The 24,176-nt window shown below is 59.2% G+C and carries 23 protein-coding genes; 10 read left to right on the forward strand and 13 right to left on the reverse strand.

From position 1 onward, the window contains the following. Positions 1–139: 139 nt before the first annotated feature. The 4 genes from KRR38_RS00785 to KRR38_RS00800 form a co-directional block, all read right to left on the reverse strand. Entirely contained in the window at positions 140–1,405 is a 1,266-nt protein-coding gene (locus tag KRR38_RS00785) for a cytochrome P450 (RefSeq protein ID WP_217397657.1), read from the reverse strand. 80 nt (positions 1,406–1,485) lie between these two features. Continuing rightward, a complete protein-coding gene (locus KRR38_RS37630) occupies positions 1,486–1,785 on the reverse strand; it encodes a high-potential iron-sulfur protein (RefSeq protein WP_217397659.1) in 300 nt (99 codons plus the stop codon). 12 nt (positions 1,786–1,797) lie between these two features. Then, positions 1,798–2,262: a VOC family protein gene (locus tag KRR38_RS00795; protein ID WP_217397662.1), complete on the reverse strand. Its 465-nt coding sequence runs from the start codon at positions 2,260–2,262 to the stop codon at positions 1,798–1,800. A gap of 430 nt (positions 2,263–2,692) precedes the next feature. After that, the gene (locus KRR38_RS00800) at positions 2,693–3,274 is read right to left on the reverse strand and encodes a TetR/AcrR family transcriptional regulator (RefSeq protein ID WP_217397664.1); all 582 of its coding nucleotides are present in this window, start codon (positions 3,272–3,274) and stop codon (positions 2,693–2,695) included. A 261-nt stretch (positions 3,275–3,535) separates the two neighbouring features. Between KRR38_RS00800 and KRR38_RS00805 the strand changes: the two genes are divergently transcribed. The 7 genes from KRR38_RS00805 to KRR38_RS00835 all read left to right on the forward strand — a co-directional run bounded on the left by KRR38_RS00805 (position 3,536) and on the right by KRR38_RS00835 (position 10,346). Next, positions 3,536–4,144 (forward strand): TetR/AcrR family transcriptional regulator, encoded by a 609-nt coding sequence (locus tag KRR38_RS00805; protein WP_217397666.1) that lies wholly within the window; start codon positions 3,536–3,538, stop codon positions 4,142–4,144. A 117-nt stretch (positions 4,145–4,261) separates the two neighbouring features. Further along, a complete protein-coding gene (locus KRR38_RS00810) occupies positions 4,262–4,723 on the forward strand; it encodes a cytochrome c (protein WP_217397668.1) in 462 nt (153 codons plus the stop codon). Positions 4,724–4,726: 3 nt separating this feature from the next. Further along, positions 4,727–5,515, forward strand: coding sequence for a hypothetical protein (locus tag KRR38_RS00815; RefSeq protein ID WP_217397670.1), 789 nt, complete (start codon positions 4,727–4,729; stop codon positions 5,513–5,515). Between the two features lie 23 nt (positions 5,516–5,538). After that, entirely contained in the window at positions 5,539–6,738 is a 1,200-nt protein-coding gene (locus tag KRR38_RS00820; RefSeq protein ID WP_217397672.1) for a hypothetical protein, read from the forward strand. Beyond that, positions 6,735–8,435, forward strand: coding sequence for a DUF1592 domain-containing protein (locus KRR38_RS00825; RefSeq protein WP_217397674.1), 1,701 nt, complete (start codon positions 6,735–6,737; stop codon positions 8,433–8,435). The genes KRR38_RS00820 and KRR38_RS00825 overlap by 4 nt, the downstream gene beginning before the upstream one ends. Then, positions 8,432–9,766, forward strand: a complete 1,335-nt coding sequence (locus KRR38_RS00830; RefSeq protein WP_217397676.1) for a DUF1552 domain-containing protein — start codon at positions 8,432–8,434, stop codon at positions 9,764–9,766. Before KRR38_RS00825 ends, KRR38_RS00830 begins: the two co-directional genes overlap by 4 nt. Positions 9,767–9,818: 52 nt before the next feature. Next, positions 9,819–10,346: a MarR family winged helix-turn-helix transcriptional regulator gene (locus KRR38_RS00835; RefSeq protein ID WP_217397678.1), complete on the forward strand. Its 528-nt coding sequence runs from the start codon at positions 9,819–9,821 to the stop codon at positions 10,344–10,346. 66 nt (positions 10,347–10,412) lie between these two features. Here KRR38_RS00835 and KRR38_RS36950 read toward each other — a convergent pair whose 3' ends face one another. Continuing rightward, positions 10,413–10,535, reverse strand: coding sequence for a hypothetical protein (locus tag KRR38_RS36950; RefSeq protein WP_256449385.1), 123 nt, complete (start codon positions 10,533–10,535; stop codon positions 10,413–10,415). Between the two features lie 46 nt (positions 10,536–10,581). Here KRR38_RS36950 and KRR38_RS37635 point away from each other — a divergent pair, with 46 nt between their 5' ends. Continuing rightward, positions 10,582–10,776, forward strand: coding sequence for an FKBP-type peptidyl-prolyl cis-trans isomerase (locus KRR38_RS37635; protein WP_217397680.1), 195 nt, complete (start codon positions 10,582–10,584; stop codon positions 10,774–10,776). 29 nt (positions 10,777–10,805) lie between these two features. Here KRR38_RS37635 and KRR38_RS00845 read toward each other — a convergent pair whose 3' ends face one another. The 8 genes from KRR38_RS00845 to KRR38_RS00880 all read right to left on the reverse strand — a co-directional run bounded on the left by KRR38_RS00845 (position 10,806) and on the right by KRR38_RS00880 (position 20,422). Then, a complete protein-coding gene (locus KRR38_RS00845; RefSeq protein WP_217397682.1) occupies positions 10,806–11,975 on the reverse strand; it encodes an epoxide hydrolase family protein in 1,170 nt (389 codons plus the stop codon). After that, entirely contained in the window at positions 11,972–13,534 is a 1,563-nt protein-coding gene (locus tag KRR38_RS00850) for an MATE family efflux transporter (RefSeq protein ID WP_254514590.1), read from the reverse strand. Before KRR38_RS00850 ends, KRR38_RS00845 begins: the two co-directional genes overlap by 4 nt. Positions 13,535–13,555: 21 nt before the next feature. Further along, positions 13,556–15,070, reverse strand: coding sequence for an aldehyde dehydrogenase (locus KRR38_RS00855; protein ID WP_217397684.1), 1,515 nt, complete (start codon positions 15,068–15,070; stop codon positions 13,556–13,558). A 99-nt stretch (positions 15,071–15,169) separates the two neighbouring features. Then, complete coding sequence (locus tag KRR38_RS00860) at positions 15,170–16,057, reverse strand: 3-hydroxyacyl-CoA dehydrogenase (protein WP_217397686.1); 888 nt, start codon at positions 16,055–16,057, stop codon at positions 15,170–15,172. Between the two features lie 114 nt (positions 16,058–16,171). Further along, complete coding sequence (locus tag KRR38_RS00865) at positions 16,172–17,350, reverse strand: TonB-dependent receptor domain-containing protein (RefSeq protein ID WP_217407062.1); 1,179 nt, start codon at positions 17,348–17,350, stop codon at positions 16,172–16,174. 13 nt (positions 17,351–17,363) lie between these two features. Then, on the reverse strand, positions 17,364–18,362 hold the full coding sequence (locus KRR38_RS00870) for a TonB-dependent receptor plug domain-containing protein (RefSeq protein ID WP_217397688.1): 999 nt from the start codon (positions 18,360–18,362) through the stop codon (positions 17,364–17,366). Between the two features lie 1,075 nt (positions 18,363–19,437). Next, positions 19,438–19,749 (reverse strand): NAD(P)H-dependent oxidoreductase, encoded by a 312-nt coding sequence (locus KRR38_RS36955; protein WP_256449544.1) that lies wholly within the window; start codon positions 19,747–19,749, stop codon positions 19,438–19,440. Between the two features lie 136 nt (positions 19,750–19,885). Further along, positions 19,886–20,422, reverse strand: a complete 537-nt coding sequence (locus tag KRR38_RS00880; RefSeq protein ID WP_217407063.1) for a TetR/AcrR family transcriptional regulator — start codon at positions 20,420–20,422, stop codon at positions 19,886–19,888. Between the two features lie 315 nt (positions 20,423–20,737). Here KRR38_RS00880 and KRR38_RS00885 point away from each other — a divergent pair, with 315 nt between their 5' ends. Both KRR38_RS00885 and KRR38_RS00890 read left to right on the forward strand, forming a co-directional pair. Continuing rightward, positions 20,738–21,859, forward strand: a complete 1,122-nt coding sequence (locus KRR38_RS00885) for a thiolase family protein (RefSeq protein ID WP_217397692.1) — start codon at positions 20,738–20,740, stop codon at positions 21,857–21,859. Continuing rightward, complete coding sequence (locus KRR38_RS00890; RefSeq protein ID WP_217397695.1) at positions 21,856–24,159, forward strand: 3-hydroxyacyl-CoA dehydrogenase/enoyl-CoA hydratase family protein; 2,304 nt, start codon at positions 21,856–21,858, stop codon at positions 24,157–24,159. Before KRR38_RS00885 ends, KRR38_RS00890 begins: the two co-directional genes overlap by 4 nt. Positions 24,160–24,176: the final 17 nt, after the last annotated feature.

Consider the following 24,176-nt stretch of genomic DNA (forward strand, 5'->3'; position numbering starts at 1 on the left):
CATTGCACCTTGCATGGTGCATTAAAAATGTTCTTGAGGGAAGGGGCGCGGCGAAATTCTGCCGGCACTCCTCGGCAAGGCGATGCTTCGTCAGATTCGCCTGGACCCAGGCCAAGCACTGTGTTGCAACTGCGGGGAACTAACCGACACTGCCCATGACATAGCGCAGCGGCAGGTGTTTTACCCCTCCGACAAATGTTCCTTCAACTCGAGTGGGCGTCCCAGAGATCTCAACTCGATCCGTGCGTGAGATGAATTCCTTCAGCAACGCGACGAGCTCGAATCGGGCGAGGAACTGTCCCAGGCAGACGTGCGGACCCGTGCCGAACGCGAGATGGCGGTTTGGCTTTCTGGTCACGGAAAAGCGAAACGGTTCATCAAAGACCGTTTCGTCCCGGTTCGCGGACGGATAACTGAGTACCAAAATATCGCCTTTGCGAACGCTGTGCCCGAACAGCTCGCAGTCCTCGGTGGCAGTTCGGCAGAAGTGCTTTATGGGGGACGTCCATCGCAAAATCTCTTCCACTGCGTTGGGCAGCAGCTTTGGATCCGCTCGAAGCCTTTCCAGTTCATCAGGATTTTCGAGCAGCGCGAGAATACCACCCGTGAGGGCATAGCTCGTAGTGTCATGCCCCGCCGTCGCCACAACGAAGAAGTAACCGAGAATTTCTCGGTCCGGTAGGTGCTCGCCGTTCAGCCGCGCGTTGGCGATGACACTGGCGAGATCGTCGCCCGGCCGCGCTCGGCGCTCGGCGACGATACTAGCGAACAGTCCGAACGCCTCGAATAGCACTGCTGCCGGGCCGTCTGCATGCCTTAGGTCCGGATCTTGGCTGGTCAACGTCTGCTGCGTCATGCGCAGCATCAGGGGCTCGTGTTCCGGTGGTACGCCAAGCATCTGCATAATGACGCGAAGCGGGTAGGACATCGCCACTTTGGCGAAGTCGCACTCGCCGCCCTCGGCCGCCATTTCGTCGATGTAGTGCGCTGCCAGCCCCTCGATGTCGCGTAGCAGGCCAGCTAGGCCTTTTGGTGTGAAGTACGACTGGGTGATCTCGCGATAGTCTTTGTGTTCCTGGCCGTCCATGCCGGCAACGTTGCGCATAAATTGGGCGGGATCAGCGCCGTTCGCCATACGCAGCATTGCGGTCTGCTGGCTGAGCGATAGGAGGCCTTGACGCGGAGCATTGATGAACCGCGCGGAATCTTTCTCGATCGCCAGGATGTCTGCATGATGGGTCACCAGCCAAAAGGGTTCGTAGTCCGGTGCCTCTATCCTGTGCATCCTATCACTTGCCCGGAAGCGGGACAGGAGATCATGCAAGCGCTGGTCATCCGCATATGTGCTCGGATAAGCGATCGCTTCCGGCGGTAGCTGGTCGGGAATATCTTGAATCTTGGACATACTGAACCGTCCTCAATCTGGCCGACTGGCTGCGAGCTACAGCCCCAATGGTGCTTTCAACGCCGGCCTGCAGCTTAGCATCATGACCGGGGCGCGAAGGATGAACACGAGCTGTTCGCGGTCACAGGAGCACCGCCCAACATTTGACAATTGCCGCATCCACCCTCTCCGGCAGTGAAGAAATTGCAGCCGCCGCAGCGGCGCTTGGGATCAACTGCCACATCCATAAATCCGAGCGAGCGCCGTCGGCTCTTCTGGCTAAATGTCAGTGCTTCGGGCGAATAACAAGGTGCCGATTGAGCCAGCGCATTTCCTGCTCCTAGCAGGACTAACGGCGAGAGCCCCGCGAACGCCAGAAAGCGGCGTCGATCACTTTCCATCAGTCTTCATTCCTATTTGACAAGGTTGCCTTGCACGAGTTCGAGGTAATTTTGGTCTGGGTCCGACGCGGTCATCACGCGAAATCCCTGGCCGACATCATGGATCGGACTGTGCACGAATCCGGCCCGGTCAAGACGTGCGGCGAGGGCATCAAGGTTCGATATTCGTAATATGATTCGCGTGCTGCCCTGGCCCTTGACCTTGCTTTCGCCTGAAGCCGGAGTGGCGCTCACCAAGAGAATTCCAGGCTGTGCCGCATCCCCGCCGAAGCTCAGCATGTGTTCGTGTTTCGCGCCGAGATCGCGTTCCATTGACAGCCTCATGCCGAGCGTATCGCGATAAAATGTCAGCTCGCGCTGGGGTTCGGCAGTCCTTATGACCACGGACATGAGCGCTGCGGTAAAATCGGGCGTCGCCTGCTCAGCTGAGGCGGGTGATACCATCGATATTGCCACCGCGGCCAACATCCATCTCATGTGAGTATCCCTTGATGCCGGGCGGCCGGCGCCGCAATCTGAGGCGGGGCGAGCGCGGTAACGCGTACATAAATGTTTGCGATGCGGAGCAGCGGCCTTGACATAGACTCTCCGAACGCATGCTCGCGACATCGGTCATTTCAGAACCAGGCCCTCTATGGGCATGGGCCTCAAATGCCAGCGTGTTGTTGTGCTATCCCACGATGCGGGAAATCGTAGGCGTCGCCCCCCCCCGCGGGCATATGGGAGAGCGAACTGCGAAACGCGCAGTCAGCTATGCGGCGGCACCAGCCGCCAAGCAGCCGCGCGGGCCTAGATCATTGCCTCAGCCGCAAAGGAAAGTTTTCCGTCGTATGTGGCATCGTAGCGAAGCGCGGTTTGCTAAGGGGCGCAGCCCATTTCGCGCGGTCACTAGGTTTGTAGTATCCAGTCACTGTGGTCCGAATCGTCCGCGGATGAAAAGGTCTACCTTCACCTTGATGTCTGTCTTCGTAGGCGGGCTGGGCAGCCAACCGAAGTAGAACATCACGGTCTGATTTCCGAGCAAAAGGTCGACAAACAGTTCGGCAGACTGATCGTGATCACCGTGAGGAATCACTTTTTGAGCAGCCAATTGCTGAAAGAGAACGGAAAGGTTGCCCTGCAGTCGGGTGAAAATTTCCGTAGCCACCTGGCTCATCAAGTCAGGAAACCGCCCACTTTCTGCAATAAGCAAGCGTATTAGATCAACTGTTCTTGCCTGGCGTGTAGTATCGTAGCAATATTGGGCGGCATGGGCTAGTGATTCGGACAGGCTACCCGAGAAATCCCGTAAAGGGTCGGGCATGGAAAGCGTCGACATGGCCAAGACTGCCTGACGGAAGATTTCGTCTTTGTTGCCAATATGCTTGTGGATCGTTCTGCTGCAAACATGGGACTTCTTCGCAATCGCAGAAACGGTGGTGTCTTCATATCCGTGTCTTGCGAACAATCGTTCGGCGACAGTCCTGACGCGGGTCTTTCGCCGTTCCATATCAGCTACTGTCGTGCGCCCTGCGCGGCTCCGCCTCCGGCGTCTATCTGCAATTGTTTTTACCACGGCAGGATTTCCACCACGTTTGCTCGCCTGCGGCACAGGCAGGATTGAAGCGCCCCTTCGACCGGGAGATTCCCTATTGCCGGACGGCCCTGATCCTATTGAGATGTGCTTGGAGCATTTATCTGTATAATCGCTCGCGTCAAGCTGACTGACTGGCTGGTCATTGATATTTGGTTTTCGACAGGTGTGCTGAGAATGACGACAGTAGCAGTTGGTAGCCGCGCGGCTCAAAAGCAGGCCACCCGTCGCCGCATCCTGGACCTAGCTGCCCAGATAATTGGCGAGAAGGGCTATTACGGCTTTAGCCTGCACGATCTAGCCCAACGTTGCGGGCTCACGAACGGCGGCCTGCTCTACCATTTTGCTTCCAAGGATTCGTTGTTGGTCGCAGTGCTGCGGGATCGCGACACCAAAAATGCCGAGGCCATCATGGCGGAATTCGGCCACGACAAAGCCGTGTATGAAGATCTCGACGTACTGATTAAGACCCTGCACGCGATCGCGGTGCGCGCGAGCCGACAGCCCGAACTCGTTCGATTGTTCGCGATGCTGCAGGGTGAGGCCCTAAGTCCCGAGCACCCCGCGTATTCCTTTTTTGAAGATCGAGATGCTGCATTGCAAGCCGGCTTCACGGCGATGGTTGCGCCTCATGTGTGCGATCCTCAAGCAACGGCCTGCCAGCTTTTAGCCATGCTTTCCGGCCTGGAGATGATCTGGCTGAAGGCGAATTGCAGCCTTGACCTTGTCGAGCTGTGGGATCGATCGCTTGCTTTGCTGCTGCCGGCGCCCAGCTCCCGCGATTAGCGCAGGCACAAGCGTCCACTGGCCAGAATCTACTTCATATTCGGAACTTGCTTATTTCATTTTAAGAAATAATATACATCCCTCCGATGCCGAGATGGCACCGAGCGAGAGGATAGTATGAAGCGGGTTTTCTTGATCGGCCTTCTGGCGGCCGGCGCCTTGGTTATAGGGTCTTCTGCGCTTCTCGCAGCGCCTTCGGATGTCGTCAGAGCGCGAATTACGGGCCTGCGCGAGCTTGGTGCCGCTTTTAAGGCTGTGAACGACGGCCTGCGCGGGAGCGAAATGCAATCGGTCCTTATCCAACAATCGGCGCGCCAGATACGCAATGCCGCTCGCGACCAGTATCGCTGGTTTCCGCAAGGCAGTGGTCCTCAACCCGGCGTAAAGACGGCGGCGAAACCGGAAATCTGGTCGCAGGCGGCGCGGTTTCGCGCCGCGCAAGATGCATTTGCTCGGCAGGCAGATGTCTTTTTTCAAGCGGCGAGCGCCGGCTCTCCCGCTGCAATCCGGGCAGAAGCGCGCAAGCTGGGTGCCAATTGCAAATCATGTCACGACACTTTCCGTTTACCCCAGAGCTGATCCATGAGACTTGCGAATGCCAAACTAGCCGCTTTCTCCTGCCTGGCCGTCGACCTCGCCGTCGCGGCTTGCACTTCGCAATCGTTCTCGGCGATTGCCGCCGCGCAGTCGGCTGCGGCACCGAAAGATGAGCCCGACCCAGCCGCCTATCCTCCTGCGGTCAAGACGATCAGGTATAGCGAGGGCTATCGCTACGTCACGCCAGCCGGGCTGACGCTCTACCTTGTCGATCCGCGGGTGGCTCGTCCATCGCGCGGGACAATCATCGAATACTGCGTGGCGGCATGTGCAGCGAACTTCAAGCCGCTAGCCGCTGCGCCGAACGCCGAGCCGATTGGTCTCTGGCGGCCCGCAGACAGCAGCCGAGGCCGGATTTGGACCTATCGGCAAAGCCCGGTTTTCACGTTCAACGCAGACCAGCGCCCAGGCGATGTCGGCGGAGCGGGCTTCGAGAATGCCTTGAATCCGATAGACTACGTCCCCCATCCACCTGCCTATATAGCGCCGCCCGCCGCAACGGCGCTCTACGCCAAGGGCACTTGGTTTCTCGCTGACAAGGACGGCCGCGGACTCGTTACGGCAAGACGCCCGATGGCCTGCACAGAGGCTTGCGAGCCGCCCGAGCCCTTCCGCGCGGGCAGTGCTGCCCTCCCTGTTGGCGCCTGGACCAAAGTGCATGCGGGAGGCTTCACCCAATGGGCGTGGCGCAAGCAGCCCGTTTTCGTTGCCCCTCTCGTAGATGGAATGCCGTCGGCACCGGGGCTCGATCCAATTTTGCTGGGATCAAAATGAGCAAGACGCGAGGAAAACCGGAAATGGAAAACAAGTCCCGGCGAGTTCGTGCTTTCATAGGTGTGTCGGGCTGCGCTGCGCTTGTGGCGCTGGGGGCGGGTGCCGGAGCGTTCTTGCCTGGCACCGCTGAACCCGCTCTCGCACAGCAGCAACTTCCGGCTCCGCCCGCGAACGGCGAGATGGGGTTTGTTTTCAACGTTTTTGCCCCTGCCATTTATCACGGAAAGGATGATTGCCCGAACGGGCTGGCTGGAACCGTTCGCGAAAATTACCTCGCGACTTTACCTGCGGCCGAGCAAGCCCGCTTGAACCTGAAAGAGAACGAGGAAGAGCTCACTCGGCGTTGGAAGACCTGGACCCAAGGACCGGACAAGACCAATATTTGCTCCAACCCGGAGATGTTTAGTCGCTCAGTCCAGCGCACGGTACAAGGCAAGACGTCCTACGGTCTCAACCTTGACGGACAAGTGAACGGCGCTGCGGAAAATGGCTGCCAGCACGAGGATTTTACCGGGGTCGGCGGTGAGGCAGGGGTCGACAACCAGCTTTACCGGGCGATGGGTTGCTCGCGGATCTGGCGCGGCGTTGAAGGCACGACCACGGGAGAGATCTATACCGCCGCCAACCACTCGTTGGAGACCGGAGAACACACGATCGTTATGCTCCTGCGCGGTGTCGACAGTCTCAAAGACGACGACAGCGTTGAGGTCATTCTGGCAAGCTCCGACGATCGTCCCGTATTGGATAGTCGGCGCAACTTCATCGCCAAGGCTAGCTTCACCATTGCGAGCAACCCGCGATGGCGCAATGTGCTGAAGGGTCACATCCATGATGGCGTCCTCACCACTGATCCACAGGACATCAAGCTTAATCGTCGGCAGGGGATTGGCGGCAAGCGCGGCGAGCGGGCGGAACACGACCTGCGCCAGGGTCGTTTCCGTCTGACATTGAAATCGGATGGTGCCGCCGAGGGCGTGCTGGGCGCTTACCAGATCCCGTTGACCCTCCTGGATTCGATGGTGTTTGGCGGGTCTGGTACCGCGACGGTCGCTGGTATCGATTGCGCCGCGCAGCTCACTACGCTGTTGAAGTTGGCAGATGGGATCAAGGATCCCGTGTCCGGCAAATGCACCGCTGTCTCGTCAGCCCTCAATGTTGCCGCCGTACCCGCTTTCGTCATCGACAGACCAGAACTCGCCGGAAAGAGCGGAGCCGCCCGATGATCGCGCGTAAGCTGAGAATTAGCGGGTTGGCGGCGCTAGCACTGGGTGTGGCAGGTATCGCGATAGCGGACGGGCCCAGTTACGCTCGCGATGAGAGCTCACCCGCTGTGAGCCAGTCCAGGCATATCGTCGCCCTCCGCCGCTTGACCGAAGCCCAGTATCGAAACTCGATCGCGGATATCTTTGGTCCTGATATTCAGCCGGCCGGCCGGTTCGAACCTATCGTGCGTGTCGCGCACCGGTTGATTGCAAGCGGCGCCAGCTCTTCTGCGATCTCGCCGACAGGGCTCGAACAGTTTGAGGTTATGGCCCGTGTCATATCCGCGCAAGTTTTTGACGAGCGGCATCGCTCCACCTTTGTGCCATGCAAGCCGAGGAACGAGACGGACAGCACATGCGCCGCGGCGACGCTGACGGCAATAGGTCGGCAGGTTCTACGCCGCCCTCTCACTAAGCCTGAAATTGACCGCTACGTCGGCATGGTAACAGCAGCAGCTGTCCGCACGGGATCTTTCTATGAAGGGTTGGAACTGGGACTTGCAGCCATGCTGGTCTCTCCTGAATTCCTCTACATCATTGAAATTGCGGAGCCTGACCCGGAGCACCCGGGGCAATTCCGGCTAGACAACTACTCCCGCGCCTCGAGGCTGAGCTATTTTTTGTGGAATTCCACGCCCGACGACGAGCTGCTGGCCGCTGCTGCAGCTGGCGAGCTCTCTAATCCGGACGAACTTCGCAAGCAGGCACAGCGGCTAGCTGGCAGCGTTCGGCTGGAGCAAGGTGTGCGTGCGTTCTTTGCGGACATGTTGATGTTCGAAAAGTTCGATGGGTTGGCCAAGGATCCAATCGTCTATCCGCGCTTCAATCAGGACGTCGCCAAGGCCCTCCCTGAGCAAATGGCTTTGACGATTGTCGATCATTTGGTCCGGCGTCGGGGCGATTACCGCACCCTGTTCACCACGCCGCGCACATGGGTGAGCCGACCGCTTGGTGCGCTGTATGAAATCCCGGTCAAGCGTCAGACCGGCTGGGAGCCCTATGAGTTCGCCGAGGGCGATGGCCGCGCGGGTCTCGTCGGGCAGGCTGGGTTCCTGGCGATGTATTCGCAATCGGGACGAAGTTCACCCACTCTGCGGGGGCGGGCGGTCAGGGAGCTCTTGCTATGCCAACCCGTACCCGATCCTCCGGGGAACGTGAATTTCACCGTCGTACAAGAAACCACCAATCCGGTGCTGCGCACGGCGCGAGAGCGCCTTTCGGCGCACGCGACTGATCCGTCGTGCTCCGGTTGTCACAAAATCACCGATCCGATCGGTCTTTCGCTTGAAAGTTTCGATGGAATGGGTGCGCATCGTTGGACCGAGAACGGCGTCAAATTGAATCTGGAGGGCGAGATGGGGCCTGCGAAGTTCGATGGACCGCTGGGTCTTGGACAGACTCTGGCGAAGGACCCTGCACTCGGTGAATGCGCTGCCTCGCGGACCTTGGAATACCTGATGGGACGGCCGGTAGAGGATGACGGCGATTTGATAGAGGCAGCGCTCTCAGCCTTCGTTGCCAGCGGATATAAGTTCCCGGATCTCATGGTGGCTGTCGCTACCATGCCGCAGACCTTTCAGGTGAAGTCCAGTCCCTTGTCCGCACCGCTCAGAGTTACCCAGGCCGCGGTCCCTAACAACTCGGGAGGCATTCGATGAAATTTGACCGTCGCTCCGCTTTGCGCGGAGTCCTGAACGGCGCCGCGATTACAGTGGCCTTGCCAGTGCTCGACCTGTTTCTTGACGGTAACGGGACGGCGTACGCCGCGACCGGCGCACCTCTCCCGGCCCGTTTCGGCACATGGTTTTGGGGGTTAGGGTGCAATCCGCAGCGGTTCTTCCCGAGCAAGGTCGGAGCCGACTACGATCTCAAAGTCGAGCTCGAGCCCATCAAGGCCTTCAAGCAGAAGGTCAATATATTCAGCGATTTCAATGTGCCGCTCGACGGCGTCGCGAACCTGCCGCATATCAGTGGCGGCATTGGCATTCGAACTGGTATGGCCACGAAGGCGGAAGGCGGCTTGCCCGCTCCATCTTTCGATGTGCTGATCGGTGATGTCATCGGCGCCAATTCCCGGTTCCGCAGCCTGGAAATCTCCTGCGTTGGCGATCCGCGCAACAGCCTGTCAGGTCGCGGGAATGGCAATCTCAATCCGGCGGAAATTTCACCTGTCGCCCTTTATCAGCGAATGTTCGGTACGGGTTTCCAAGATCCAAATTCCGGAACATTTACGCCAAACCCGAAGGTCATGGCACGGCGCAGCGTCCTTTCAGCGGTCGGCGATCAGCGCAAGGAGCTTGAAGCGAGCGTCGGCGCCACCGACCGGCAGCGGCTCGACCAATACTTCACCTCATTGCGGCAGTTGGAAAACCAGCTCGATGTCGAGCTTTCTCCGCCTCAACCGCGGGAGGCCTGCTTGATCCCTAAGCTGCCCACCGAGGCAAAAATCGACGCGATGATCGACAACGTAATCAGCAATCACAAGCTGATGGCTGATCTACTGGTCATGGCCCTGGCGTGTGACCAGACTCGCGTTTTCAATCTCAACTTCAACAACGGGGCCTCCTCGCTGACTCGGCTGGGGAGCACGATCACACACCACCAGCTTACGCACGAGGAGCAGATCGATAATCGGCTGGGTTACCAGCCGGAGTCGACCTATTTCGTAAACCGGATCATGGAGGGATGGGCCTATTTCGTAGCCGCGCTCGATGCGGTGAAGGAGGGCGATGGAACGCTTCTCGACAACACTCTAGTCTTTGCACACTCTGAGACGGACTTGGCCAAATTCCATAGCATTGATACCATTCCGATGATGACCGCCGGCAGCGGTGGAGGTCGAATCAAGACGGGTGTGCATGTCGCAGGAAACGCGACGCCGGCCAGCCGGATCGGGCTCACACTGCAGCAGGTCATGGGGGTACCGGTTGAAAAGTGGGGTGTGGGCAGCATGGAAACACGAAAGACCGTAAGTGAGATCGTGATTTGAAGTCAGTTCGTCCCTTGTTTGAGGCCATGCAGATCGTTGAGGTAAGTCTTTAATGGCTTCGCCTACTCGAGAAGAAATCCTTGCCTGGCTGACCAAGAATCTGAGCGATGGGGTGCCGCCGCCTGAACAAGATACTGGCGGCGATCTTTCACGAGTTGAGCTGGGTTTGATCTTTGATGGTCTCTCCCAGGCCCTTCGACCAATTCGCGTTGCGGTATCGGAAATTACAAAGGAATTTGATCTCGGCCCGCGGGGTGCCTTTATCCTTTCGCTGATCGATGGTGGCGTCGTTCACCCTCTAGACGTGGCAGTAGCACTTGGGATACGGCCCAGCTCGGCGACGGCGGAGCTCCGGCGCTTAGCAGATGCGGGGCTGGTGCAGTCCCGCCAGGACGAAATTGATCGCCGAAAGACCGTACTTTCCTTAACCCCGGACGGGCAGGTCGCCAGCAATAGGAATTTTCAGGCTATGACGAGGGTCGTCCTTGAAAATTTAAAGGGCTACTCATCCAGTGAATTGCGGCTGTTTTCGCGAATGTTGAGCGACGTTCGCAAGGGATGCTCTGTGATCGAGGAGTGATCGCTTAGTCATTCTGAATAGTCGATGTTGCATCAACGGATGCACGCGGTCCGGATCAACCCAATGCTAAACGTAGTCGTCGTTGTCGGGCCGTTCGATCCGGTGAATAGTTCCGTGGGTAATCTTGCGCAGCTGCGACGGGTCGAGCCCGCTGTAGCCCAGAATTATACAGCGAATTGTAATGTGCATGGCATCGCCTGGGAACCGATCTGAACAATTTGGCGAAGCTGGGAAGATGCGCGTCGGCGAATTTTGGCACGTCCACATTCCGTCCGAGCTTGCCTATGGACCGGCCGGTCCTGCGCCCCTCGGTGGCAAAGTTCTGCAATTTCGCATTTTCCTCTTGGAGATCGGCGAACTTCCTCCGCAAGGACCACCGTTTCTGCTCGTGATGCCGCGCGAGCTCCCTTATCGATTCTCGTTAAGATGAACTCATGCTCTGGCATGATACCAAGTTGACTACAGTCCTGATAAATTGGCTTGCGTGCGTTCATCCCGACGTAATTCGATCGCGTTGAAGAAGCGACGAAGATCGGTCAGCAGCAGCGCCGGTTGCTCCAACGCGGCGAAATGACCTCCCGCCGGCATGTCACACCATTGGACGACGTCGTAACTTTTTTCGACCAAGGACCGGGGAGGCATCAGGAAGACAGGATCGCGAAACGCCGCGATGGCGGTCGGAACAGTAACGCGGTGGCCTGGCTCAAAATGCCTCGAGCTCTCAAGGACGTTACCGCGATAGAACCAGGTCGACGTTACAATCGCATTGGTCGCCAGATAAAGCATAAGATTGGTCAACAGCAACTCTTCGTCGAATGCCTTCCACACGTCGGGACGCCCCTCGGCATCGCGTGGCACGTCGGACCATGCGGCGAACTTTTCCAGGATCCAGCCCGCCACGCCGACTGGGCTGTCCGCGAGGGAAACAGACAGGGTCTGCGGCCGGGTGCCCTGTTCGATGGCATAGCCCATCTCCTCAGCAGTCGTGCGCTGGCGAGCCTCAGCCCACAAAAGCTCATCCTCTGTTGCGGCTATCGCATCGCGCGTTTGAACCATAACCATATTGAGGTGGAGCCCCAAACAGCGCTCGGGGAAATCATGCGCGATCCAGGCTGCGACAGCGGACCCCCAATCACCTCCCTGCACAAGATAGGGCATTTCACCAAAGAGCCTATCCATGAGCTCATTGCACAACATTGCGGTCCGACGCGAACCGATCGGCGAGGAGGGACGCCCTGAAAAAGCGTACCCGGGCAGCGACGGGACCACGATGTCGTGCCCGTCGGCCACGAGAGGGGCGATGACATCCTTGAATTCGAGGAACGAGCCCGGCCAGCCGTGCAGCAGGAGGACCGGCGCTCGGGTCCCATCGCCCTTGCTGTGGAGGAAATGAAGATCCTGATCATCGATTGTCGTAATGAAGTGCGGTTGACTATTCAATTGCGCCTCGGCGGCCCGCCAATCATACCGGTTCAACCAATAGGCCATGAGCCGGCGCAGATCAGCTATTCCGACGCCAGACTTCCATCCGCCTGCGTCCGACAGATCATCCCAATTATATTGTTCAACCCGCTCGCGGATTTGATCGAGACGGGCCTGCGGGATGTCGATGCAAAAGGCGCTAATCACGTCCGTTCTCCCAGAATGGATCTGCCACCCGAGCAGGTCTGACAGCTTGCAGGTACAACGTTGAAAAGAAGGGCTGCACCAATCACCGAAACCATGCCCCTGATCGCACGGCAATCAGCATTGTCAGCCCATAGGTAACCAACGCCAGGCCGAGGGCACCAAAAAGCCCGTCGAGCGAGCCGGTCATTCGCAAGGCGACCTCCCCCCCCGCCAAGCGCGATGGTGATGCGCAGGACGCCACCGGCGAATGGCCAGAGTGGTCGACCGGCGCCTTGTGCAACAGAGTATAGCGCCAGCCCAAGGCCGAAAAAGCCATAAGTCGGCCCGACGATCCGCAGATAGGCGCTTCCGGTTTCGATCATATCGGGCTCGGAGCTGAACAGCCTCAACCACTGTTCGGGCCATATCGCCGCAACCAGACCGATCGTCTCGGTCAGGGCAAATGCGACCGCCCCGCCCGTGATGGCCATCGTGAGGGCGCGTTGGGGCTGTCCGGCTCCCATGTTCGTTGCGACCATGACGACGAGCGGTGACCCGAGCCCGAAAATGAGGGGAACGAGGAGATAATCGAGGCGAACGCCCGTGCCGAAGCCTGCGACCGAACCAACGCCGCCGACCGAGGCGACCAGGGCGGTGGCGCCAGCGATGGTGACATTTGTCTGGATCGAGGTGAAAGCCGAAATCGCCCCGACCCGCATGATGCTGGCGATGGTGATGCCACGAAGCCCGGCCCAACGGAGGCGGACCGCGCACTTTCCAGCCAGGATATACCAGGCCATAGCTCCCGTGCCGGCGACGTAGAAGACTACAAGTGCCGTTCCGCCGCCAGCAATTCCCATCGCCGGGATCGGGCCAAAGCCGAAAATCAGAAGCGGCGAAAAGGGGACGAGGAAAATGACGCCCGAGCACGTGACTATGGCTGGGTATAGCATATTGCCGGTTCCGCGAATGACACTGGCGAGTCCATTCATCAGCCAGATGAAGATATTCCCGGCGAACACCACGTTCGAATAGATCAGGGCAGCTTCAAGTTCCGCTCCCTCCCCACCAAGTAGTTGGTAGAGCGGCTTTCCAAACAGCAGGAATATCACGGAAAAGGCCGCGCCCAAGACGATGTTGATCACAGCCGCGTGCAAGACCAGTGAATCCGCGTCGTGACGGCGAGCACCGCCGAGTGCTTGTGCGACCGCCGAAGCTATGCCCCCGCCCATGGCGCCGGCCGATATCATCGACATCAGCATCACTGCGGGGAACACCAGTGCCATTCCGGCGAGTGCTGCAGTTCCGAGTTTCGCGACCCACCAGGTTTCGATCAGACCGGTCGAGGCCTGCGCAACCATGATCAGGACGTTGGGCGCCGCCATTTGCAGCAGCAGCGGGAGAACTGGCGCCTCCAGGAGGCGCTGGGTGCGTCCGTCTATCTGGTTGCTATCGGAAGTGATCGGGGCAGTATGTGTCACAATCTGTCCCAAGGAAGCTGCCGCGCGTTCTTCCGCCGCGGCGGCTGTTAATGCCTGTATTGCAGGGGTTTTTGCCCGGACTTGTCCGCGCTGCAGCATCGCCGCTGGATCTTGCGGGCCCTACAACTTCATGGTGACGGATTTCACCGAGGTATAGGCTTCCACGCCTTCCTGGGCTAGTTCCTGGCCCCAGCCTGACTGCTTGAAACCACCGAAGGGAAGATGCGGATCGAATACGCCGTGGCAATTCACCCATACCGCGCCCGCGCCGATCTTTCTGGCCATCATGTGGGCCGTCGAAAGATCGCGGGTCCAGATGCTTGCCGCCAGCCCATATTCGTCATGGTCGGCCAGGGGCAGGACCAGTTCGGCACTGTCGAACGGCGTGGAGCAGAGCACGGGTCCGAAGATCTCCTCCCGCTGCACCACCATATCCGGCGTGGTGCCCAGAAGCACCGTTGGCGGGTAGAAATAGCCCGGACCGTCAAGCGGTTCGCCGCCCAAAACAATTTCCGCTCCAGCCTTTCGCCCTTCCTCTACATAGCCGGCGACGCGATTGCGCTGCACCGCCGAAACGAGCGGTCCAAGATCCGTGTCCTCGTTGAGACCAGCGCCGATCCGCAGCGTCTGGGCATGGTCGATAATGCCCTGCATCACCTTGTCATAAATAGGACGCTCCACGAACAGGCGCGAACCTGCCACGCAGACTTGGCCGCTATTGCCAAAAATGGCGTTCGCTGCCGCGAGAATGGCGACGTCCAAGTCTGCGTCTGCGAAAATTATGAGCGGTGACTTGCCACCCAGTTCGAGCGATACGCGCTTCAAATTTCCCGAAGCCGCCTGCACCAGCATCTTGCCGACCTGAGTAGATCCGGTGAACGACACTTTGCGCACCAACGGATGATCCACCAGCGCCGCGCCGGTGATGCGTCCAAAGCCGGTCAGTATGTTGACGACCCCTTTGGGAAAGCCGGCTTCGACAATCAGTTCGGCCAGCCGGATCGCCGTCAACGGCGTTTGCTCGGCGGGTTTGAGGATCATCGTGCAGCCAGCCGCCAGCGCTGGTCCCAGTTTGAAGGCCGCCTGGAGGAAGGGGTAATTCCATGGGATAATGCCCGCAACCACGCCGATCGGCGCTCTCAGAGTATATCCATGATAGTCGTGCGACGCCAGCGACAAGCCGAACGTCTTGCCCGTCAATTTGGTGGCCCAGCCCGCATAGTAGCGGATGATCTCGATCGCGAAGGGAATATCAAGCGAACGCGTCACGCTAAGCGGCTTGCCATTGTCGAGACTTTCAAGCTCCGCCAGTTCATCGACATGCTCCGTCAGCAGATTGGCAAGCCCGAGCATGAGCGCCGCCCGCGCCGCCGGCGTCGTGTCGCGCCAGCGATTCTCGAAGGCATCGTGGCTGGAGCGGACGGCCGCGTCGACATCGGAAGAAGTCGCTGCGGCAAAATCGCAGATTTTGATCCCGGTGGCCGGATCTTCGGAGGCGAACACGCCGCCATCGACGGCATCGCGAAACGTATTGTCGATAAACAACTGCTTCGGCCGCGCTGCAAATGCGGCAGCCTCCGCGGAAATCTGCGTCTTGGCGTCGTGAAACAGGCGGTTCTTAAGCGGAGCATTCATGTGATTTCTCCTCGTTGCTAACGCGGAAGCGGTGTGGTGGTGGAATGTGCCGGTCGGACTGAGGGCAGGCTGTCGTGAGCAAGCGACAGCGCTGATACCCTAGCCGATAAAATCGGCGCGCCCGTAAGCGGGACCGGGATAGGTGTAGAATCCCTCACCGCTCTGGATGCCGAGCTTGCCCTTATCGATGAACTCTTCTTTGAGATATTGCATGATCGGCAGAAATTCAGTCTTGCCGGCCGTATCCGATAGGTTTTTCAGCCCATTATAGACCGTTTGGATGCCCATCAGATCCACCATCGCGATCGGGCCGTATGTGGATTTCGTACCGAACATCCAGAGCCGGTCGACATCGTCATATGTGGCCACCCCGCGCATCACCAGATCGAGGCCCGCGATGACGAACGGCGCAATGATCGAATTGGAAACATAGCCGACCTGTTCTTTGAGCAGCACGATCGGAATGAGGCCGATCCGGCGGGAAAATACCCTGATCTCGTCCAAGAGTTCGGGATCGGTCCCTTCGTGCGGCATGATTTCGAGCAGCTTGGCCTCCCAGACCGGGCGACCGACATGACAGGCCAGAAAGCGGTTCGGGCGATCGGTAAACTTGGCGAGCTCGCTTGGCAGCATTGTCGACGTATTGGTCGTAAAGATGGTTTTGGGAGGGCAATGATCCGAGAGAGCGCGATATGTCGCCGCCTTCACCTCCCATGTTTCCGTGACAGATTCGCTTACGATATCCGCGTCATTGGCGGCGATCGCTATATCGGTTTCATAGCTGATGCGCGCTAGTAGCGCGTCGGCCTCGACATCCGTCAGTCGACCATCCTTCTGAAACAGCTCCGCGAACGCGGCATGGCTCGCGCGCGATGTATCGAGTGATTTCTCCGAGATGTCGAACATCGCAACCTCCAGCCCGCCATAGGCGCACTGGAACCCTATTTCCGAACCCACGACACCCGCCCCAGCAATAAGTGCTTTCATTTGCTCGTCATCCTTTGCTGGCCCGACGGGAATTCGATGTCTGATTGACGCCCCCGGTTACCCGGGGCCTAGTCAAATACCGCATTGAAATAGCTGCGTGCTCCGGCATTTGGATCACTCTCCAAATCGATAGCGCAATGTCGCTCCGTAGGTCGCAGGCATGCCCGTATACCTGTAGACATAGTCCGAGATACGATTGGCGTTCGTCGCGTAATATTTGTCGGTGACGTTCCGGCCCCAAATTTCCAAGCGCAGGTTGCCATCCGCTGTCTCGATACCCGCCCGCAGATCCAGCAGCGTATAGCCGTCTATGACCAGAAGCTTCTCCAGTGACGAAATGGTCGCATCGCCGTTGAACAGAGCGGCGGTCGTTTTCGAGCGTGAGGTAATGCTTCCACCGAGAAACGCATCAATGTGCGACGATAAGGCGAATTTATAGGTTGCGTTGACAACGCCCTGCCATTTTGGCGTGAACGGAAAACTATTCCCGATGAAGCTTCCTTGGCTGCCAAACGCTCCGGTCGGGTTGACCGGATCGGACAGAACCCTGGTTTTCAGATAGGTTCCGCCGCCATCGATGGTCAGCCCTCGGAACGGGGCCGCGCGGAAGCCGAGTTCCAACCCTTCGACCCTGGACTTGGGAATACTGACCAGGCCAGGCAGGAACCCGAACGGGAACACCGCGCGCGTGCCGACCAGCTGCTTCTTGCGGTAATCATAGTAGAATGCCGCAGCGGTTAGTTCCAGTTTGCGATCGAATATATCGACTTTCGTACCGACTTCATAAGCTAAAACGGACTCCTGCTTCACGGGTGCAAGTTGCGATACGGCCGCTGCAGGCAAAGTCGGGAAGCTGCCCGCTTTATATCCTTTGGTGATGTTGGTATATACCAGAGCATGGTCGCTGAACTTGTAGTTTGCGCTGACCCGCCACGAGAGGCTGTTTTCATTGAGGTTGTCGGTGACAATCGGTACTGCGAGACCGGTCTGGTCGCTCAAGGTTACGCATGCACCCGGTGCAATCGTTTGCTGCTGCCCGGTTATGAGGGAAGACAGAAAGCTCACCGCCGCTGCAAGGTCGCCTGCTCCACCGTCGCGGGTGCAGCCTCTGAATTTTCTGTCCTGATCGGAGTAACGCAGCGAACCCTGCAAGGTCAGATGGTCGGTCAGGTCGAAATCCAGGCTGCCGAAGGCGCTTTTCGTTTCGATGTTCTGAAAATTCGTGGCGATGAAATCGTTATAATAAAAAGGGCCGATCTTGACCTGCGTCGCGATCTGCGGGTTCAGCCGGATACTTTCGTCAACCTTATCCTTCTGGTAGTTCCCCCCCGATCATCCAGCGCAAGCCAGAGCCAAAGCTTCCTGCGAGACGAAGTTCCTCAGAGAAGCTCTTGATCGTGCCGTCTGTCGAATTTCTGGCCGCCGGGTAGATTGTACCGTCGAGATCAAGGGGGATATGCGTTTCAAATCGCGCGTAGGACGCGATGTTCGTCAGTTGGATGCGATCCGACAGATCGACATCTCCGCGCATGGCGAACTGATAGAAACTGTCGTTTTTCGAGAAATCGAAGCCGGGATCCCATGACGCCGCATGCGCATTATCTGGTGCCTTTGGGTAGGTAGAGATCGGGAACGGGAGAGGCCTGGGATTGGGATCCGACGGATTTTGCCCGCGGAAAAGCTGGAATTGCTCCTGCTGCACATCCGACTTGTCCCGCCAGCCTGTAGCAGAGAAGGACAGTTTAACAGCCTGGCTGGGTTCCCAGTCGATAATCGCACGCCCATTCAGGAATTTCTTTTTCCCGATCATGTTGCCGTTTACGTAGTCCTTTTGCCAGTCGCCGCGATATTCACGGCGAACGGCGACGCGCACTTTCAAGGTTTCGGTTATCGGCCCGCTGATGAAGCCTTCGACATCCACCGCGTCAAACCGGCCACCCGATAGATCGAATCCGGCGACCAAATGATCAGTAGGCTTGGCGGCAATATAGTTGATTGCGCCGCCGGTTGAATTCTGTCCAAACAGCGTACCTTGTGGGCCCTTGAGCACTTCGACGCGCTCAAGATCGAGCGTCGCGCCTCGCGACATTGGGGAGAAGGGCAGAGGCGTCTGATCTACATAGACTGTAACTGCCGGGCTCACGCCGAGCGTCGTGTCGCTGAAACCGATACCACGGATAAAATAGACCGGGAGGCCATAATTGCCCTGCAAGAACGTAAATCCGGGAACGAGCTTGCCGAGATCATCGGTGCTGGTCACGCCCAGATCCTTAAGCTGCTCAGCTGAACTTGCGGTGATCGACATGGGAACGTCACTTAACCGCTCTGATCGCTTCTGCGCCGTGACCACAATGTCGGCTAGCGAATCTGCCGAGCCGGAACCGCTTGATTCCCCCTTGCGAGCATCACTTCCTGGCTGGGAAGGTTGAACGTCAGCGGACCGAGCATATGACGATGTCGCACACCATAACGTCACGATCGGAATTATCGCTCCAAAATAGTGCCTAGCATTCATTTCATCCTCCCCGTTTTATATACTTATTTGTATCAGGAATTATTTTGCGTGTATTTCTGAGCTAAATTTTATGACGAAGCCGTTGCCAATTCAACGAGCTGTCATTGCCGTATTCTTTTCAAGTGCCCGATTCTGGATAGAGCGAGGTCCTTCGCTTGAGGTACGACCTGTACGACGACAGCATCGAGGTAATTTGCTCTTTGGCGCCATATTCATGGCGGATTACGCCATTGCCCCGCGTGGTTGGGTTCCGTCAAAAGGCGGCGTCCGAGTTCGATGCCCGGATAGAGCGTTGGCGAGATGGTCTCGTCGGTTCCTTCGACAATGGCATCGTCCGCGACATCGCAGCTGTTCGCGCTGCCGTTGCTATTAGCTGGTCTAACAGTCAGCACGAGAGACAGGTCTTCATGCTTAAGCTCGTCAAACGAGATGTACGGGGCGCGGCAGGCTCGTCCTGCTGGGGGCCTGACAAGCTGCGTCTTTGGCGTACAGGATCATCAAGAGCGCGTCAGAGCCCTTCTTGCACGCCGGACTCCACCTCGGGGAAGGGCGTGAAGGTTGCGTCGAAGCTCTCGGGTTCTGGCATCGGCAATGTCGAAAGGATTTCGATGCGGGCCATATGATGGCAAAGCGCATCCAAATATTCCGGCGCGGCGAACCTGATCGATATAGGGTTCGAGATAGCTGGCGAAGGGCTCGATCACATCGAGGCCGAAATAGCGGAGCGTGCCTCGGAGAAATTGCCGCAACATACCGGTTTCAAGTTCGCCATGGAGCGATCCGGGGCCGAACATATGATCGCGTCCGCCCAGGCTGAACGCGGCCAGCGTGCGATTCCGCCCTTTAGTCAGCCGCTGCGGCAGATTTACCGTCCGTCGTAAAAGAGGCCGGAGATGAATACACGGTCGATCCATCCTTGCAGGAGCGCCGGAACGCTGAACCAGAAAACCGGGAAACTGAACATGACGAAGTCGGCCGCTAGCACGTTGCCGAGCTCGGCCATGATGTCATCGGGAAGCGTGCCCGCGTCGTAGTCACGGCGCTGTTCAAGGGCGTAGACGAAATGGTCGTCATTCTTCCACGTGGAAAGTCCGTTTGGGAGAGGACAGGATTGACATCCATTGCATGGAGATCGAATCTCGCGACCGTAAATCCGGCGACGGCCAATTTGCTGCAGATGGTGGCGCGCATGGCAGCGACGAGGCTGTCCGCCGGATGGACATTGAGATGATCAAGGCGTGGCGCCCCGTGGCCGATCCTGGAGGTGGCTGCTTCCCATCAATCATTCCTCATCGTATTATTGTTTCCTATGCTCACACAGCCTGCTGGCGGAAGATCAGTACTATCTGGCGCGCGATTTCCTTTGGCGCCAACCGGCCGTCGCGATACCAGCCGCTTACATTGTTGAGCAGTGTGAGGAGCAGCAGGCGATAGACGCCGCGATCCACCGACGGGTCCAATGGCAGGTCGCGCACGAGGTTGCGGAAAATCGTCTCGAACGCATCGCGCTTGGCGACCAGCCGCTCCCGGATTTCCGGCGGCACAGTCCCGAAATCATTCATCAGCGGCATCGTGAGGGAAGCCGGGTCGAGCTGGATTTCCAACATGGTCACACACGCCGCTTCCAGCCTGTCCCAAGGATCGACCGCTCGCGAAACGGCCAGAGCTATGCGATCCTCGGCCATCTGCAGCGCAATATCGTGGACCCGGACAAACAGCGCTTCCTTCGACTTGATGTGGTGATAGAGCGAGCCGCCCAGCAGGCCGACCTGTTCGCCAATGTCACGCACAGAGGTCGCCGCATATCCACGCTGCGCAAACAAGGTTGCCGCGGCCTCCAAGATATCCATTTGGCGATCGCTCGAGCCCTCCTGCTTTAACGCGTACGTCGGTTTGCCCGCCACTTTTGCTGACCTGGTGCCGCGGTCTGTTCCATCGATAGTCAATCCGGCTGCCTTCCCTGAATGACGTGCGCGCACCGGCTGATGGCACACCTCCCAACAGCGCTGCGCTACCATTCCCTTTCCCAACACACAATTTCGCTTGCTGACTGTATCAAACGTTTGTTACAGAATGCGAGGCGGGCCGGCAACGTTTCTTATGCCCGCCCGATAGCGGCGCCGATGCGGCGCCTTGCGGTGTTCACGGGAATTGAAGGAAGAGACATGACCGCAGCCTATATCGTCGACTATCTGCGCAGTCCGTTCACGCCGGCCTATCGCGGTGCGCTCGCTGAGGCGCGCCCTGACGATCTGGCCGCAGCCGTCATCAAAGCGCTGGTAGGGCGCTCCGGGATCGACCCGGCCGATATTGAGGACATCATCCTGGGCTGCGCTTTCCCAGAAGGGGAGCAAGGTCTCAATATCGCTCGGTGTGCAGCGCTAATTGCGGGCCTGCCCCAGTCGGTGGGGGGTAGCACGATCAATCGCTGGTGCGGATCGTCGATGCAGGCTGTTCAGATGGCCGCGGGGGCCATCGCAATGGGGGCGGGCGACGTCTTCGTCGCCGGGGGCGTCGAGTCGATGAGCCGGGTGCCGATGATGGGCTTCAACCCCATGCCCAACCCCGCCTGGAGCGATGCGCAGCGCACCGCTTTCCTCAACATGGGCCTGACGGCCGAAAACCTTACCGACCGTTATGCCATCTCGCGAGAAGCGCAGGATACCTATTCGCTCGGAAGCCAGGCAAAGGCCCTGGCCGCCCTTGCCGACGGGCGATTGGCCGCGGAACTGACGCCGATCGGCGACGTAACGGAAGATGGTTGCCCGCGTGCGACGGACAACGAGAAACTGGCCGGGCTGAAGGCTGCGTTCAAAGCGGACGGGTCGGTCACGGCGGGCAATTCCTCACCGTTGACGGATGGCGCGTCGGCGGCGCTGGTCTGCTCGGAAGATTTCGTGAAGCGCCATAATCTGACCCCGCTGGCGCGGATCGCCGGCTATGCGATCTCTGGATGCGCCCCCGAAATCATGGGCATCGGCCCGGTTGAGGCCAGTCGCAAGGCATTGAACCGCGCCGGCCTTACCGCCGGGCAGATCGACGTCATTGAAATGAACGAAGCCTTCGCCGCCCAGGTTCTGGCCTGTTGCCGCGATCTTGATATCGAGCCGGCGCGCCTCAACCGCGATGGCGGGGCCATTGCGCTGGGTCATCCGCTGGGCGCGACCGGCGCCAGGCTGGTGGGCAAGGCTTCGCTTCTGTTGAGGCGTGATGGCGGCCGTTATGGGCTGGCGACCCAGTGCATCGGCGGCGGGCAAGGCATTGCCATGGTGCTGGAGGCGGCATGACCATGAGAACGATCCGCACCGCCGCTGTCATCGGCGCAGGCGTCATGGGTTCGGGCATCGCCGCGCACCTCGCCAATGCAGGGCTCGGTGTGGTCCTGCTGGACCGGGAAAAGGCGCTCGCCGACGCCGGGATCGTCCGGCAGCTGAAGGCAGGCGGCTTTATGGACCCCGCATTCGCCAGGCGGATAAGCACCGGGTCCACACAGCAAGATTTGGCGCGCCTCGCCGATGCCGATTGGATCGTGGAGGCGGTGGCCGAAGACGTCGCGATAAAGCAGACGCTCTATCGTAGCATCGACCGAGTGCGGAAGGCCGGATCAATCGTGTCGTCCAACACATCGACCATCCCGTTGGCGGATCTGGTTGCGGACATGCCACAAGGGTTCGCGGCCGACTTCCTCATCACCCATTTCTTCAATCCGCCCCGCGTCATGCGCCTGCTGGAATTGGTTTCGGGCGAGGCGACCAAGCCAGACGTGACCGAAACGATCCGCGCTTTTGCCGACCGATCGCTCGGCAAGTCCGTCGTCATCTGCAACGATACGCCCGGTTTCATCGGCAATCGCATCGGCAACTACTGGCTATCCGCGGCGCTTAACGAAGCGATTGCGCTGGGCATCGATGTCGAAGAAGCCGATGCCGTCATCGGCAAGCCCTTCGGCATCCCGGCCACCGGCATATTCGGACTGATTGACCTTATCGGCATAGACCTGTTGCCGATGGTCTTGCGAAGCTTGCAGGGCGCGACCGGGCGTGATGATCCCATCCAGGATTATCCCGCCGAGCCGGCGCTGATCGCAAAGATGATCGCACAGAACCGTCTCGGCCGTAAAAGCGGCGCTGGTTTCGCGCGCCTTTCACCCGATCGCAAGACCCGCGAGGTGGTCGACCTTGCGACGGGTGACTATCGACCACATCGGTCGGTCGCGTCGGAAAGCCTGGCCGCTGCCCATAGCGACGCGCGCGCGTTGATGGAGCATCCTGGGCTGGGCGGCCGCTACGCCGCCATCGTCATGGAAAAGATGCTGGCCTATGCGGCGTCTCTGGTGCCGGAGATTGTCAACACGCCCGATGCGGTGGATGAGGCCATGCGCTCGGGCTATGGCTGGCAGCAGGGACCGTTCGAGCTGATCGACCGTCTGGGCGCAGGCTGGCTGAAGGCCCGGCTGGAAGCGCGCGGCGCTACCGTTCCGCCCTATCTGGCGATGGCCACCGAACAGGGTGGCTTTTATGCGCTCCGCGACGGCGAACGCGCCAGCCTTCGGCCCGATGGCGTCGTAACCCACTTGTCCCGCAGCAAGGATGTACTGCGGCTGTCGGACGTTACTCTGGTAGCAAAGCCGGTGGCTTCCTGGGCCAGCGCGAACATATGGGATCTGGGCGATGGCGTCGCCTGTCTCGCAATCCGTAGCAAGATGAACACGTTCTCTCCCGACCTGCTCGATGCGATCGGGCAGGCGCTGGACCACTGCGGCACCGACTTCCGGGCGCTGGTGATCGGTAGCGACGCTCCCTATTTCAGCGCCGGGGCGGACCTTCGGATTTTCGTCGAGACGTTTGAGAAGGGCGGTCGCGAAGCGATCGGCGCCTTTATTGACCATGGTCAGCGCACGTTCCAGGCGATCAAATATGCGCCTTTCCCGGTCGTGGCGGCAGCAACCGGAGCGGCACTGGGCGGCGGCTGCGAGCTGCTGCTGCACTGCGACGCCGTTCAGGCCCATGCGGAACTATCGATGGGACTGGTCGAGACCAGCGTCGGGCTGATCCCGGGCTGGGGCGGCTGCAAGGAAATGATGATCCGGCTCGCGTCCGCTTCCGTTGCGCCGCACGGGCCGGTCGCTGCGGCGCTGGCGGCCTATAACCTGATCGCGTCGGCCAAAGTCTCCACAAGTGCCTTCGATGCTCGCGCGCGGGGGCTTCTGCGCTCCTCTGATGCGATCTCCATGAACCGGGATCATTTGATCGCGGACGCCAAGGCAAAGGCGCTCTCCTTGGCCGACGGCTATGTGGCGCCGGAGCCGTCATTGCTGTCGCTCTCCGGCCCGTCGGGCGCCAGCGCGATCGCCAATGTGATCGACGGCGAAGTGCTGGCCGGCCGGATCAGCGCGCATGACAAGGTAATAGGCAAGGCGCTTGCCAATGTCCTGACAGGTGGCCCGGCCGCCGACCCCCTCAGGCCGCTGACCCAAGAGGCCGTTTTGCTGCTCGAACGCACGGCGTTTGTCGATCTTCTCGCGACGCCCGCTTCCTTCGATCGCATCCGGCATATGCTGAAAAGCGGCAAGCAGCTGCGTAACTGATCTTCGAGACAAGGACA

This window comes from Novosphingobium sp. G106, assembly GCF_019075875.1.
Taxonomy (GTDB): domain Bacteria; phylum Pseudomonadota; class Alphaproteobacteria; order Sphingomonadales; family Sphingomonadaceae; genus Novosphingobium.